This window comes from Stutzerimonas stutzeri (assembly GCF_024448955.1).
Taxonomy (GTDB): Bacteria; Pseudomonadota; Gammaproteobacteria; order Pseudomonadales; family Pseudomonadaceae; genus Stutzerimonas; species Stutzerimonas stutzeri_AQ.
In genome coordinates, this window is record NZ_JAMOIH010000002.1 from 125167 (window position 1) to 139290 (window position 14124).

10 protein-coding genes and 1 riboswitch are annotated in these 14124 nt (G+C 61.8%); of the genes, 5 read left to right on the forward strand and 5 right to left on the reverse strand.

What is annotated here, in order from left to right; genetic code table 11:
* Positions 1-175 precede the first annotated feature (175 nt).
* The 3 genes from NA645_RS02580 to adeC are packed head-to-tail and all read left to right on the forward strand — an operon-like array spanning position 176 to position 5889.
* Positions 176-1303, forward strand: coding sequence for an efflux RND transporter periplasmic adaptor subunit (locus NA645_RS02580; protein ID WP_256047374.1), 1128 nt, complete (start codon positions 176-178; stop codon positions 1301-1303).
* Between the two features lie 24 nt (positions 1304-1327).
* A complete protein-coding gene (locus NA645_RS02585; RefSeq protein WP_256047375.1) occupies positions 1328-4465 on the forward strand; it encodes an efflux RND transporter permease subunit in 3138 nt (1045 codons plus the stop codon).
* A complete protein-coding gene (gene adeC, locus NA645_RS02590) occupies positions 4462-5889 on the forward strand; it encodes an AdeC/AdeK/OprM family multidrug efflux complex outer membrane factor (RefSeq protein ID WP_256047376.1) in 1428 nt (475 codons plus the stop codon). Before NA645_RS02585 ends, adeC begins: the two co-directional genes overlap by 4 nt.
* A 99-nt stretch (positions 5890-5988) precedes the next feature.
* Here adeC and NA645_RS02595 read toward each other — a convergent pair whose 3' ends face one another.
* The 3 genes from NA645_RS02595 to ahcY form a co-directional block, all read right to left on the reverse strand.
* A complete protein-coding gene (locus NA645_RS02595; RefSeq protein WP_256047377.1) occupies positions 5989-7806 on the reverse strand; it encodes a DEAD/DEAH box helicase in 1818 nt (605 codons plus the stop codon).
* 236 nt (positions 7807-8042) lie between these two features.
* The gene (metF, locus tag NA645_RS02600) at positions 8043-8894 is read right to left on the reverse strand and encodes a methylenetetrahydrofolate reductase [NAD(P)H] (protein WP_256047378.1); all 852 of its coding nucleotides are present in this window, start codon (positions 8892-8894) and stop codon (positions 8043-8045) included.
* 103 nt (positions 8895-8997) lie between these two features.
* On the reverse strand, positions 8998-10407 hold the full coding sequence (gene ahcY, locus NA645_RS02605) for an adenosylhomocysteinase (RefSeq protein ID WP_256047379.1): 1410 nt from the start codon (positions 10405-10407) through the stop codon (positions 8998-9000).
* Positions 10408-10429: 22 nt separating this feature from the next.
* Positions 10430-10525, reverse strand: a riboswitch (S-adenosyl-L-homocysteine riboswitch).
* A gap of 242 nt (positions 10526-10767) precedes the next feature.
* On the opposite strand from ahcY, the gene NA645_RS02610 reads away from it, so the two are divergent.
* Together NA645_RS02610 and NA645_RS02615 are read left to right on the forward strand one after the other, a co-directional pair.
* Entirely contained in the window at positions 10768-11202 is a 435-nt protein-coding gene (locus NA645_RS02610) for a hypothetical protein (RefSeq protein ID WP_256047380.1), read from the forward strand.
* A gap of 67 nt (positions 11203-11269) precedes the next feature.
* Positions 11270-11716 (forward strand): c-type cytochrome, encoded by a 447-nt coding sequence (locus NA645_RS02615; protein WP_256047381.1) that lies wholly within the window; start codon positions 11270-11272, stop codon positions 11714-11716.
* A 30-nt stretch (positions 11717-11746) separates the two neighbouring features.
* Here the strand turns inward: NA645_RS02615 and NA645_RS02620 are convergent, their stop codons facing one another.
* Both NA645_RS02620 and ligB read right to left on the reverse strand, forming a co-directional pair.
* Positions 11747-12124 carry a DUF1090 family protein gene (locus tag NA645_RS02620; protein ID WP_256047382.1) on the reverse strand — a complete coding sequence of 126 codons (378 nt, stop codon included), beginning with the start codon at positions 12122-12124 and terminating at the stop codon, positions 11747-11749.
* Between the two features lie 57 nt (positions 12125-12181).
* The gene (gene ligB, locus NA645_RS02625) at positions 12182-13852 is read right to left on the reverse strand and encodes an NAD-dependent DNA ligase LigB (RefSeq protein WP_256047383.1); all 1671 of its coding nucleotides are present in this window, start codon (positions 13850-13852) and stop codon (positions 12182-12184) included.
* Positions 13853-14124 lie beyond the last annotated feature (272 nt).

The window sequence follows — 14124 nt, forward strand, 5'->3', positions numbered from 1 at the left end:
CGGGGCGGCTGAAAGCAGGTTGCAGATGCCTTCTATGGGCTGCTGTAGCCGGGGTTAAAGCGCTATCGGCTATTTACAAACAGTCGTGCATGTAAGTATATTTGCCGCATTCTGCCATCATTATCTGGCCCAGGGGCGCCCGCTTCCCTGGTTTGCCTGTTCAACGAGGTTCCCAATGTCCATCAAGTCGGCCAGCGCTGCACTGATCTCTCTTTTCGCCGTGGCAACACTGCTCGTAGGCTGCCAGGACGAACAGGCAGCGGCACCCGCCGCGCAGGAGACGCCTCAAGTCGGAGTGGTGACGCTCGAGGCCGAGTCTTTTGCGCTGACTACCGAACTGCCCGGTCGGGCTCAACCCTATCGCATCGCTGAAGTTCGACCTCAGGTAGATGGGATCATTCAGAAGCGCTTGTTCACCGAGGGCCGTGACGTCAAGGCCGGGCAGCAGCTCTACCAAATCGATGATTCGGTTTATCAGGCTGCATACAAGAGCGCCCAGGCCAGCCTGGCCTCGGCCAAGTCGCTATCCGATCGCTACGCGTTGCTGGTCGAAGAGCAGGCGGTGAGCAAGCAGGCTTACGACGAGGCGCGCGCGACCAGTCTGCAAGCCGAAGCCAATCTCGAACAGGCGCGCATCAATCTTCGCTATACAAAGGTGCTGGCTCCGATTTCGGGACGCATAGGCCGCTCGGCTGTTACTGAGGGTGCGCTGGTGAATAATGGCCAGGCTCAGGAGATGGCGATCATCCAGCAACTGGATCCCATCTATGTCGATGTGACGCAGCCGGCCCGGGAACTGCTCAACCTGCGCCGCGACCTGGCGGAAGGCCGGCTGGAAAAGGCCGGTGAGAACGCCGCCAAGGTGACCTTGATGCTTGAAGACGGCACCGAGTACGGCCACGAAGGTACGCTCGAATTCTCGGAAGTATCCGTGGATGCCGGCACTGGTTCCGTGGTGCTTCGCGCCGTGTTCCCCAATCCCGACAAGGTGCTGCTGCCCGGCATGTTCGTCCATGCGCAACTGGTCGCTGGGGTGAAAAGCGAAGCCATTCTGGCGCCGCAGCAGGGTATTACCCGTACCCCTAGCGGTAATGCAACGGCATTGGTCGTCAATGCGGACAATAAAGTCGAGCTTCGCCAGGTCGTGACTTCTCGTACCGTTGGTAATCGCTGGCTGATCAATGAAGGATTGAATGCCGGAGATCGCCTGATCACCGAGGGGCTGCAGTTCATTCAGCCTGGTATCGAAGTCAAGGCCGTGCCGGCTTCAAACGTTGCGTCTGCCCAGCCACAAGCCCAGTAAGGCTGAGCCAAGGATTATCACCTAATGTCCAGATTCTTTATCGATCGTCCCATCTTCGCCTGGGTAATTGCCCTGGTGATCATGCTCGCCGGGGGGCTGGCGATCCTGGGTCTTCCGGTCAACCAGTACCCCAGCATTGCTCCACCTGCGGTCGGCATTTCCGTGAGCTATCCCGGCGCCTCGGCACAGACGGTCCAGGACACCGTGGTGCAGGTCATCGAACAGCAGATGAATGGTATCGACGGTCTGCGCTACATCTCCTCGGAGAGCAACTCCGACGGCAGCATGACGATCACCATTACCTTCAACCAGGGCACCGATCCGGACATCGCCCAGGTTCAGGTGCAGAACAAACTGCAGCTCGCCACGCCCCTGCTGCCGCAGGAAGTCCAGCAGCAGGGCATCCGCGTCACCAAGGCCGTTCGAAACTTCCTGATGGTGGTCGGCGTCGTCTCGGCGGACGGCAGCATGAACCAGAGCGACCTGGCCGACTATATCGTCTCCAACATCCAGGACCCATTGTCGCGTACCAACGGGGTGGGTGACTTCCAGGTGTTCGGTTCGCAGTACGCCATGCGCATCTGGCTGGATCCGGCCAAGCTGAACAACTTCCAGCTCACGCCGACCGACGTCGCCAATGCGATCCGCACCCAGAACGTACAGGTCTCCGCCGGCCAATTTGGTGGGTTGCCAGCGGTCCCTGGGCAGCAACTGAGCGCTACCATCATCGGCAAGACGCGTCTGCAGACGCCCGAGCAGTTCCGCGAAATTCTGCTGAAGGTCAACGGCGACGGTTCCCAGGTACGCCTGAAGGATGTCGCCAGGGTCGAGCTGGGCGCCGAACGCGCGGCCATCACGGCGCTTTACAATGGCATGCCGGCTGCGGGCATCGGCATCAAACTGGCCACCGGTGCCAACGCGCTGGATACTGCCAAAGCGGTACGCCAGACCATCAGTGATTTGCAACCGTTCTTCCCCGCGGGGATGGAAATCGTCTATCCGTACGACACCTCCCCGGTAGTCTCGACATCCATTACCAACGTGGTGCACACCCTGTTCGAAGCCATCGCGCTGGTGTTCTTGGTGATGTATCTGTTCCTGCAGAATTTCCGCGCGACGCTGATTCCGACGCTGGCGGTGCCCGTGGTACTGCTGGGTACGTTCGGCCTGCTGGCCGTGTTCGGCTTCAGCGTTAACACCCTGACCATGTTCGCCATGGTCCTGGCGATCGGCCTATTGGTGGACGATGCCATCGTCGTGGTGGAAAACGTCGAACGGGTAATGGCCGAAGAGGGGCTGTCGCCGCTGGAAGCGACACGCAAATCCATGGGCCAGATCCAGGGCGCGCTGATCGGTATCGGTCTGGTCCTTTCGGCCGTGTTCCTGCCGATGGCCTTCTTTGGCGGCTCTACGGGCGTCATTTACCGACAGTTCTCGATCACCATCGCCTCCGCGATGACCCTGTCGGTACTGGTTGCGCTGATTTTCACTCCAGCGCTTTGCGCGACCATGCTCAAGCCGATCGAGAAAGGCCACCATCACGAAAAGCGCGGCTTCTTCGGCTGGTTCAATCGCACCTTCGATCGCGGCGTGAATCGCTACGAGAAGGGCGTTGTATCCGTACTGAAGCGCAAGATCCCCTTCATCATCATTTATCTGGTCATCGTTGCGGCGCTGGCGGTGCTGTTCAGCCGGCTGCCCAGCTCGTTCCTGCCAGACGAAGATCAGGGCGTATTGTTTGCCCAGGTTCAGACACCCGTGGGTTCGACGGCTGAGCGTACCCAGAAGACCGTAGATGCGATGCGTGAGTATCTGCTGACCGAAGAGAGCGATGTGGTCAACTCGGTATTTACCGTCACCGGCTTCAACTTCGCCGGTCGCGGACAGAACTCGGCGCTGGCGTTCATCGGGCTCAAGCCTTGGGACGAGCGTCCAGACGCTGAAGACAGCGTTTTTGCTCTGGCGCAGCGGGCCCAGCAGCATTTCGCCATTTATCGTGATGCACAGGTGTTCGCCTTCGCGCCGCCTGCGGTCATGGAACTTGGCAATGCCACCGGCTTCAACTTCTTCCTTCAGGACCGTGCCGGTCTCGGTCATGACGCTCTGATGGATGCGCGCAATCAGTTCCTCGGGATGGCGGCGCAGAGCTCGGTGCTGCAAGCGGTACGCCCGAACGGCCTGAACGACGAGCCCCAGTATCAGCTGCTGATAGATGACGAGAAGGCCCGGACGCTGGGTATCTCCCTGGACCAGATCAACAGTGCACTGTCGATTGGCTGGGGGTCGAGCTATGTCAACGACTTCATCGATCGCGGTCGGGTGAAGAAGGTCTACATGCAGGGTGCGGCGCCTTCGCGTATGGGGCCGGAGGACTTCGACAAGTGGTTCGTGCGCAACGATCAAGGCGAAATGGTACCGTTCAGCGCGTTCGGCAGCGGCAAATGGGTTTATGGCTCGCCAAAGCTGTCGCGCTACAACGGCGTTTCGGCGATGGAAATCCTCGGTGAGGCGGCGCCGGGCTACAGTACGGGTGATGCGATGGCCGAGGTCGAGCGCATCGCGCAGCAGCTGCCGCCGGGTGTAGGTGTGTCCTGGACGGGGCTGTCCTATGAGGAGCGCCTCTCCGGCGATCAGGCGCCGGCGCTCTATGCCTTGTCCCTGCTGGTGGTGTTCCTCTGTCTGGCGGCGCTCTATGAAAGCTGGTCGATTCCGTTCGCGGTGATGCTGGTGGTGCCGCTGGGTGTCATCGGTGCGCTGCTTGCGACCTTGGGCCGCGGCTTGTCCAATGACGTGTTCTTCCAGGTAGGTCTGCTGACGACCATCGGTCTGACCGCGAAGAACGCGATTCTGATCGTCGAGTTCGCCAAGGATCTGCACGAACAAGGCATGAGCCGCTTCGATGCGGCGGTCCAGGCATGCCGCATGCGTCTGCGCCCAATCATCATGACCTCGCTGGCCTTCACCCTTGGCGTGGTACCGCTGGCGTTGGCGAGCGGCGCGGGCGCTGGCAGCTCGCATGCCATCGGTACGGGCGTCATCGGCGGCATGGTGACGGCCACGGTGCTGGTCATTTTCTGGGTGCCGCTGTTCTATGTTCTGGTGTCTTCACTGGGCGAGCGTAAAAAAAACGCCATTGAAGAACCGAAGGGAGATGCGCAATGAATAAGTCGGTACTGACTTTGGCACTGCTGGCTGCGCTTAGCGGATGCTCGTTGATTCCCGAATACCAGCGCCCTGATGCGCCCACGGCGGCCAGCTGGCCGGAAGGCCAGGCCTATGAGGGCACATCTGCTGCGACCCAGGAGCAGATCAATCTGGGCTGGGAAGCGTTTTTCCGCGATCCCGCGTTGCGCCAGCTGATCGAAGTGGCGCTGGAAAATAACCGTGATCTACGGGTCGCGGCACTTAACGTCGACGCCTATCGCGCGTTGTATCGCATCCAGCGCGCCGATCTGCTGCCGCTGGTAAGTGCCGACGGTAGCGGCAGTCGCACCCGTACACCTGGCGATCTTAACCAGACCGGGCAGAGCGGCATCAGCAGTCAATACAGCGCGACGTTCGGCGTCTCCTGGGAGCTGGATCTGTTTGGCCGTCTCGACAGCCTGCGTGAGCAGGCGCTGCAGGAATATTTCGCGACCGAAGCGGCGCAGCGCAGCACGCAGATCAGCCTGATCGCCAGTGTCGCCAACGCCTGGTTGACCCTGCAGGCTGATCAAGCCCTGCTTCAAGTCAGCCGCGACACGCTGAAGACCTACGAGCAGAGCTTCGGATTGACGCAGCACAGCTTCGATGTGGGCGTCGCTTCGGCACTTGAGCTCAGCCAGGCCCGCAGTGCGGTGGATACGGCGCGGGTGCGCATCGAACAGTACACCCGCCAGGTCGCTCAGGACCGTAACGCGCTGACCCTACTTCTCGGTCAGAACATCCCCGCCGGCCTTCCGGCTGCCGGCGATCTGGAGCGCGAGCAACTGGCGGTGCTGCCAATCGGCCTGCCTTCCGACCTGCTCAACAAGCGTCCCGACATCATTCAGGCCGAGCGTCAGCTCAGGGCGGCAAATGCGAATATTGGCGCGGCCCGAGCGGCGTTTTTTCCGCGTATCAGCCTGACCGGCGCGGCGGGTACGGCGAGCAGCGAGCTATCCGGCTTGTTTGATGGTGGCTCCAGCTATTGGACCTTCTCGCCGAGCATCAGCGTGCCCATCTTCAATGCCGGGCAGCTGCGCGCCAATCTCGATTACGCGGAAATCAGCCGTAACATCCAAGTCGCACAGTACGAGACGGCCATCCAGACCGCATTTCGTGAGGTGTCCGACGGCTTGGCCGCCCAGGCGACCTATACCCGCCAGGTCCAGGCTCAGCGTGACTTACTGGATACCAGTGAAGATTATTTCCGCCTGGCCGAACGACGTTACCGCACCGGCGTGGATAGCTACCTGACCTTGCTCGACGCTCAGCGCCAGCTGTTCGACGTGCAGCAGCAGTACATCGCTGATCGTCTGGCGCAGATGATCAGTGAGGTCAATCTGTTCAAGGCATTGGGTGGCGGTTGGGACGTGCAAGCCGAGCCGATTCCCGGCGAACGCTGATCGTCTTCGGTGGGCGCCAGCGCCCGCCGCACACCTACCCACTGCTGTACAAACAAGAACGCCGCCCCGAAGGGCGGCGTTCTTGTTTAGCGTCCCGAATCAGCGATTGCGGGTCAGCAACGCTGGCTTCTCGCCGCGGGGCTTTGTCGGAAGCTGATCCAGTTGCTCCACGCTTGGCAATCGATCGAGTTTCGATTCCTTATGGATGATCACTGGCTGCTTTTCCTTCGGCTTGGCCGCGACATCCTGACGGGCGCGGCTATCGTTGTCGATCCGACGTCCTTCGTTCTTGCGTCGTGGTTGACCGTCGCCGCGGGGTTGGCCTGGCTTCCGTTTGCCTTTGCCGGCGCCGCCTGGCGAGCCCGCACCGCCCCCGCGCGGACCTGCCGCAGCGCGGGGTTGGCCGGCACCGGGTTGCGCGGGAGCGCCCGGGCGACGGCCACGGCCCTGCTTGTTCTGGTAAGGGCTGACGTAATCGACGCGATTGCCGAAGTTGTCCAGCTCGTCATCGAGAAACACTTCTGGATCACGGTCACTGGGCAGGCGCGGAGGACGACTGGGACGACTGGCCGGTGCCGCGGCGGCACTTTCTGCCGTCGAGCCCTGTTTGGCATTGCGCGGTTTGTTCCGGTCGCGGCGGTTACGCTCGCGCTCTTTTGGCTCGGCACCCGCATCAGCGGCCTTGGCTGCACGTGGCTTGCGCTCGTTGTTGCGCGCCGGTCGCGGCTGACGTGCTTCGCGCACTTCGGGTTTCTCGGCCTCGATGGTGCTGGCGTCGAAGCCCATCAGGTCGCCATCAGGGATTTTCTGCTTGGTCATCCGCTCGATGCCCTTGAGCAGCTTTTCCTCGTCCGGAGCCACCAGCGAAATGGCCTCACCGCTGCGCCCGGCGCGGCCGGTACGGCCGATGCGGTGTACGTAATCTTCCTCGACGTTGGGCAGCTCGAAGTTGACCACGTGCGGCAGCTGATCGATATCCAGGCCGCGCGCGGCGATATCGGTGGCGACCAGGATTCTTACCTGATTGGCTTTGAAGTCGGCCAGCGCCTTGGTCCGGGCGTTCTGGCTCTTGTTGCCGTGTATCGCGACGGCCGGAAGACCATGCTTATCAAGGTATTCGGCAAGGCGGTTGGCGCCATGCTTGGTGCGGGTGAATACCAATACCTGTTCCCAGGCGCCCTGAGTGATCAGGTGCGCAAGCAACGCGCGCTTGTGGCTGGAGGCGATGCGGAACACGCGTTGCTCGATGCGCTCGACTGTGGTGTTCGGCGGCGTGACCTCGATGCGCTCCGGCTCGTGCAGCAGCTTGCCGGCCAGGTCGGTGATGTCCTTGGAGAAGGTTGCCGAGAACAGCAGGTTCTGCCGCTTGGTGGGCAGCTTGGCCAGCACCTTCTTGACGTCATGGATGAAGCCCATGTCGAGCATGCGGTCGGCTTCATCGAGGACGAGTATTTCCACGTGGCCGAGATCAACGGCCTTCTGGTTGGCCAGATCGAGCAGGCGACCCGGACAAGCCACGAGCACGTCGAGGCCCTTGGCGATGGCCTGGACCTGCGGATTCATGCCGACGCCACCGAAGATCACTGCGCTTTTCAGCGGCAGATCGCGGGCGTAGACCTTGAAGCTGTCGTGTACTTGCGCCGCGAGTTCGCGGGTGGGTGTCAGCACCAGCACGCGCGGCTGGCGCGGGCCGTGGCGGTGTTCCCGGTCTGGATGACCGCCGGGGAACAGCAATTCAAGTACAGGAAGGGCGAACCCACCGGTCTTACCGGTGCCTGTCTGTGCGGCGACCATTAGGTCGCGTCGTTGCAACACGGCGGGAATGGCCCGCTGTTGCACTGGTGTAGGCTGGGTATAGCCAGCGGCCTCGACGGCACCGGCTAAAGCCTCGGAGAGACCGAGGGAAGCAAAGGACATGAGTAATCCTGTCTTGTAGAGGGCGAAGCCCCGGGATGGTCATGCCTGGCCCGAATCGCGACTGGCGTGCGATCCCGTCCGGTCCTGTCGCATTTGGGAGAATGCCGACATCCGGACGTAAGCCTGGCGGAAACGCGGAGTATAACAGAGCTTGTTAACGCCGCATTGGTGGGACAGTGTGGCAGTTCGCAGGTTCATTGGCCAGCTCCCTGTTTCGCAGGGAGCTGGCGAAGTGATCAGCGGGACAGCCCGAGGTTGTCCCAGATCGCCAGGCTCGGCTCGGCCTGGTTCAGCGTGTAGAAGTGCAGACCCGGCGCGCCGCCAGCGAGCAGCTTCTCGGACATCTCGCTGATGACCTGCTCGCCGAAGGCCTGGATGCTGGGCATGTCGTCACCATAGGACTCCAGCTGCTTACGCACCCAGCGCGGGATTTCCGCGCCGCAGGCGTCGGAGAAGCGCGCCAGTTTGCTGTAGTTGGTGATCGGCATGATGCCCGGCACGATCGGCGTTTCCACACCCAGCTTGCGCACCCGCTCGACGAAGTAGAAGTAGCAGTCGGCGTTGAAGAAGTACTGTGTGATGGCGCTGCTGGCGCCAGCCTGAGCCTTGCGTACGAAGTTGGCCAGATCGTCCTCGAAATTGCGCGCCTGCGGATGCATTTCCGGATAAGCGGCGATTTCGATATGGAAGTGATCGCCCGTCTCGGCGCGAATGAATTCCACCAGCTCGTTGGCGTAGCGCAGCTCGCCGCTGGCCATGCCCATGCCGGACGGCAGGTCGCCCCGTAGCGCGACGATGCGTTTGATGCCTGCTTCCTTGTAGAGATTCAGCAGCTCGCGCAGCTCCTGCTTGCTGTCGCCCACGCAGGACAGGTGCGGCGCGGTCGGAACCCTCACCTCGCCGTCGAGCTGCAATACGGTGCTCAGCGTGCGATCGCGGGTCGAGCCGCCAGCGCCATAGGTGCAGGAGAAGAAGTCCGGCTTGTACTCGGCCAGCCGGCGTGCGGTGGCCAGCAGTTTTTCGTGCCCGGCATCGGTCTTGGTGGGGAAGAACTCGAAGCTGATGGAGGGGCGATTCAGAGAAGTCATTTATTTTTACCAAGCTTGAAGCTTGAAGCCTGAAGCTGGAAGCCAAAGCAGCAGCGGGAACTCCCCGACTGCTTCTGACTTCCAGCTTTCCAGCTTCCAGCTATTAATACCGATAGGTGTCCGGCTTGAACGGCCCTTCAACCTCGACGCCGATGTACTCGGCCTGTTTCGGCGTTAGCTGGGTGATTACCCCGCCGAAGCCACGGACCATTTCGGCGGCGACTTCCTCGTCGAGCTTCTTCGGCAGGACCATGACGGTGACGTTCTTGGTCTTTTCCACGACCGGCAGATCGGCGAACTTCTCGTTGAACAGGTGGATCTGCGCCAGCACCTGGTTGGCAAAGGAACCGTCCATGATGCGGCTCGGGTGACCCGTGGCGTTGCCCAGGTTCACCAGACGGCCTTCGGCGAGCAGTATCAGATAGTCGTCATTCTGTGCATCGAAGCTGCCAGTGCCGGTGCGGTGGATCTTGTGCACCTGCGGCTTGACCTCTTCCCAGGCCCAGTTCTTGCGCATGAAGGCGGTGTCGATCTCGTTGTCGAAGTGACCGATGTTGCACACCACGGCGCGCTTCTTCAGCGCCTTGAGCATGCCGGCATCGCAGACGTTGGCGTTGCCGGTGGTGGTGACGATCAGGTCGATCTTGCCCAGCAAAGCGGCGTCGACGCAGGCATCGGTGCCGTCATTAATGCCGTTGTTATACGGGGAGACCAGCTCGAAGCCGTCCATACAGGCCTGCATGGCGCAGATCGGATCGACTTCCGAGACCTTGACGATCATGCCTTCCTGGCGCAGCGACTGCGCCGAGCCCTTGCCCACGTCGCCGTAGCCGATCACCAGCGCCTGCTTGCCCGACAGCAGGTGGTCGGTGGCGCGCTTGATGGCGTCGTTGAGGCTGTGGCGGCAGCCGTACTTGTTGTCGTTCTTGCTCTTGGTGACCGAGTCGTTGACGTTGATCGCCGGGATCTTCAGGGTGCCTTTCTTCAGCATGTCCTGCAGGCGATGCACGCCGGTGGTGGTCTCCTCGGTAACGCCGTGGATGCGCTCGAGCGCCTGTGGAAACTTGTCGTGCAGGATCTGGGTCAGGTCGCCGCCGTCGTCAAGGATCATGTTGGCATCCCACGGCTGGCCGTCCTTGAGGATGGTCTGCTCGATGCACCATTCGTATTCTTCTTCGGTCTCGCCCTTCCAGGCGAATACCGGGATGCCGGCCGCGGCGATGGCCGCGGCGGCCTGATCCTGAGTCGAGAAGATGTTGCAGCTGGACCAGCGGACTTCGGCGCCAAGGGCGGTCAGCGTCTCGATCAGTACGGCGGTCTGGATCGTCATATGGATGCAGCCGAGGATTTTCGCGCCTTTCAGCGGCTGCTCGCCCGCGTACTTGCGGCGCAGGCCCATCAGCGCGGGCATTTCGGACTCGGCGATGATGATTTCGCGGCGGCCCCAGGCGGCCAGAGAAATATCGGCGACCTTGAAATCAGTAAAACCGGCAGGCGTCATGACAGCACTCATTGAAGAGTCTCCATTCGTTTTGTGCGAATGGGCGCCGTTGATGCGTATGGTTAACGCCCCATCCGAGCCTGACAGGTTTCGCCTGGTTGGCGATCCTGCTGCAGCGCCCCTCAGATGGGTGGCGGGCACGTTCGAACGGTGTCGACCGTGTGAAAAGCCCGGTGATTATAGCTGCGACCGCGAGCAATCCCAAGCCCGGCGCAGCGCATGCTGGCGGTGTGCTTCAGCGCCGTGGCGCGCTTCGATTTCTGCACATCGTGCCGATGCGCCGTCCGTTTGCCGAACTCCATCAGGACCCCGGCGGTCGAACCTGAAGGTTCGGTGAGCCTCGCCGGGCGACGATCTACAGGAGCTGCCAACATGAACCTCTTGTTCCGTTCTGTTCTGCTTGCATCTATCGCTGCGTTGAGCCTGCCGGTGGCAGCCAATTCCTGTTATGTCAAAGCCGAAACCTCGGGCGCCGTGCCGCCGCCGGTGGTCACCGAAAAGTGCTTCGAATTCCAGGGGATGGATGTTGAAGCCCTTGACTGGGTATGCAGTGACACCGAGGCGGTGAAGAATTCACAGCGTGAAATCCGCGACAGCTGCCCGTCTGGCCATTTCGGAGTATGCACCGCAGCGATTACGCCGGAAACGCTGGCCAATGAACGCGCCACTGGTACGCAGGCGGACGGCTCGCCAGCGCCAACGACCTTGCCTGAAGATGCGCGCATCGTGACGTATAACTACGAATCCACTGATCGCGCGCAGGCCAAGATCGACTGTGAAAGCGCGGGCGGTGAATGGTCGCAGTAGCCGATGTTTGGTGAAACAGCCGCTTGCGGGGATAATCGCCGGCCGTCGTGTTTCGAGTGGTTGAGCCATGAAGCTGATCCCGTTGAGTGTGTTGCTGGTCGCCGTTTCCGCATTGGCTGGCTGTGACCGCATCGACCCCAATTCGCCGCTCGGCAAGCGCAAGGCTATCTATCAACAAATGCTCGACACCAAGGAAGACCTTGGCGGCATGCTGCGAGGCCGTCTGCCGTTCGATTCGCAGGGCTTTACCGAGGGCGCGGCAAAGCTGGACGAGCTGTCGCGGCAACCCTGGCAGCATTATCCGGAGGTCAAGGAAGAGCAGAGCGATGCTCGTGAGGACGTCTGGCACAAGCAGGAGCGCTTCAATCAGCTGGCCCGTGAGCTGGAAGCGCATACCGCCGCGCTGGTCGCCGCGACGGCTCAGGGCCCGGTGACGACGGAGAGCGTTGCGCCGGCCTTTCAGCGTGTGGAGGATGCCTGCGAGGCCTGCCACCAGGAATTTCGTGCTTATTGACACAGCCTTGGGATCAGGTCCCTTTTGCGCTTAACGCTTGGCTGCTTCGAGCTCTTCCCGAGCCTGATCCAGGCGTCGTTTGTGCAGTTCGATCATTTGCGCATCGCCAGTGCCGAGCGCTTCGCGCAATTGCACTTCACGCTCGCTGGCCAGTCGAGTCGCCCGTTCTACCTCGGCATGGTTGGGTTGGATCGGGACCATGCCACGGCAGCGTTCATTAAGGCTCTTCACGCGTTCCTCGAGTGACCGGCGATAACCGTCCTCACCCTTGAGGCGGGCATCCTGGATTTGCTCGCCAAGTATCTTGCGCGCGTCACGGCAGGCTTCTGCGGGTTGCGGCGCGGCAAATGATGCTTGCGTGGCGCAAAGGCCAAAGAGCAGCAGCGAGAGAATACTTCGCCGGAACATGGGGACTCCTTTTTCTTATTCTTGATCTTCTGACTGAGCCGAGCCGGCTAAGTGCCGTCAGAAGCCGGCTATCCCGGCGTGGCGTAGCTGATCGCGCAGCTTGACGACTGCCGGTTCCCTGAAGAACGCATGCAACTGGTTCGCGCGGGTGACGCCGATCCCGGGCTCGCTCTGCCACTGCGTAGTGCTTCTGGCGGCGAGGGTTTCCCAATCCGCCTCGATGACAGCACCGCCGCTTGGCGGCAGACCGATTGCCCGCAGCCAGGCGGCGAATGGGCGTTCACGGGCCAGTCGATAGCTGGCCATCAGCGCTTCGGCGCTGGTTGGACCGATGCCGGAAACCTGGCGGAGATCGGCTTCGTCGAGATCGAGCCAGCCGAGCAGTTCGCTAAGCGCGCCCGCATCGACCAGCGTTTTCCAGGTGCCGGGCCCCAGGCGCGGCAAGTCCAGCCCCTTTTTGCCGCTCAGCCAGGTGAGTCGGGCAACGAATTGCTGATCGCAGCCCGGTTCGGCGTTCCAGCAGCTTTGCCAATGGTAGTTGGCAGGGTTGGGCGCTTCGATTGGCTGTCGCTGTTGTGTACGCCAGACGACAGAGTCCAGCTGTGGGATCGTCAGGCCGGCGAGCTTGATCGCGACCTGATCGCCAGGCCGGATGTCGTCCGCACGCCAGCGTTCGAGAGAGCCGAGGCTGATGCGGGTGATGTGGCGATCATCCAGCCGGACCGGCTCGATCTGCAGAATAGGAGTGATTCGGCCGCTTCGGCCTATGGTGAATTGCACCTGCCGAACCTGGGCCAGGGCGGTGCGTAGAGGATACTTCCAGGCGACTGCCCAGTGCGGCGGTTGAGCTTGCCAACGTGCGCCGTTTGGCCGCGTGCCCTGGCGCAGCACGACGCCATCGGTGGCGAAGGGCAGCGGCTGTCGATACCAGCGATCACGCCAACGCTCGGCTTGCTGCAGATCGCTGATCGGCTGGGTCAGCTCTGTGCTCGCTTTGAAGCCAAGGGCTGTCAGGCCTTCCAGGCGTGCCTGCATCCGTGCCGGCCCATTCGGCCAGTCCCAAATGAACAGCGCAATCTGTGCGGCAGTGTTGTCGTCGATGGTCTGGCGTGCCATGGCGCCGGAAATTTTGCCGCGCGCGCCAACACCGCCGGCCTGCATCTGGATGTGCGCATCGAGACGCCAGTAAAGCTCGCCTTGCAGAATCAGCTCGCCGTCGCTCGCCAGGCGTTGCGGTATCGCCGGTAGTTGCCGGGCCCGTTCGGTCCAGTCCTGACCATGGCTGCCATCCCCGCGGCTGATGGCCTGGGCAAGACGACCGTTGCGATAGTGCAGCGTGACCGCGACGCCATCGACTTTCGGTTGAATCCATATATCGTTGCGGGCTTCGATCCAGGCCCGCACAGAGGTCGTGTCGGCCAGTTTGGTGAGCCCGGTCTGAGCGACGGGGTGGGGGACTGGCCCGGCGTTGTTGGCCAGCGGGTCCGCAGCGTCCGTTGCGATATTCGGAAAGCAGGCTTGCCACGCCCGTAACCGGCTACGCGACTGGTCGTAGAGCTCATCCTCCACCAGCGAGATGCCACGCCCGTGATAGGCCTCGTCCCATAGCCGAAGCTGCTGGGTCAGCGCGGTGAGCTCGCTGGTAGCGCGTGATTCGGACCAGTCCGGACAGTTGGCCTGTACGGCGGACGACAAAAGCAGCAGAGTTAACGCGATCAAGCGTGACATGGCGGAGCATCCTTGCTCGATTGGAAATGCAGGTAAGCCGCTTGGCATGGCTGGCAACTCACTCGGTCGTGGTCGCGTTGTGCTCGGCGGCGGTGCCGGCGCATGTTAAACAATTTCGGCTCAAAGTCTTCGGCAGTCGGACCTCGACCGATCAAACCGTGCCGCAAGTCACTCCAAAGTTGGGTCCGCAGCGCGATATGGCGCGGTTTCGCCAGTCCGGCTCCTGCCTATGATGGCTGTCAGACGCTGCCGGCGATCACCTCGCAGCCCAT

Coding starts and splice junctions, on each gene's coding strand:
- NA645_RS02580 (WP_256047374.1), top strand. CDS start 176: ATGTCCATCAAGTCGGCCAGCGCTGCACTGATCTCTCTTTTCGCCGTG.
- NA645_RS02585 (WP_256047375.1), top strand. CDS start 1,328: ATGTCCAGATTCTTTATCGATCGTCCCATCTTCGCCTGGGTAATTGCC.
- adeC (WP_256047376.1), top strand. CDS start 4,462: ATGAATAAGTCGGTACTGACTTTGGCACTGCTGGCTGCGCTTAGCGGA.
- NA645_RS02595 (WP_256047377.1), bottom strand. CDS start 7,806: ATGTCCTTTGCTTCCCTCGGTCTCTCCGAGGCTTTAGCCGGTGCCGTC.
- metF (WP_256047378.1), bottom strand. CDS start 8,894: ATGACTTCTCTGAATCGCCCCTCCATCAGCTTCGAGTTCTTCCCCACC.
- ahcY (WP_256047379.1), bottom strand. CDS start 10,407: ATGAGTGCTGTCATGACGCCTGCCGGTTTTACTGATTTCAAGGTCGCC.
- NA645_RS02610 (WP_256047380.1), top strand. CDS start 10,768: ATGAACCTCTTGTTCCGTTCTGTTCTGCTTGCATCTATCGCTGCGTTG.
- NA645_RS02615 (WP_256047381.1), top strand. CDS start 11,270: ATGAAGCTGATCCCGTTGAGTGTGTTGCTGGTCGCCGTTTCCGCATTG.
- NA645_RS02620 (WP_256047382.1), bottom strand. CDS start 12,124: ATGTTCCGGCGAAGTATTCTCTCGCTGCTGCTCTTTGGCCTTTGCGCC.
- ligB (WP_256047383.1), bottom strand. CDS start 13,852: ATGTCACGCTTGATCGCGTTAACTCTGCTGCTTTTGTCGTCCGCCGTA.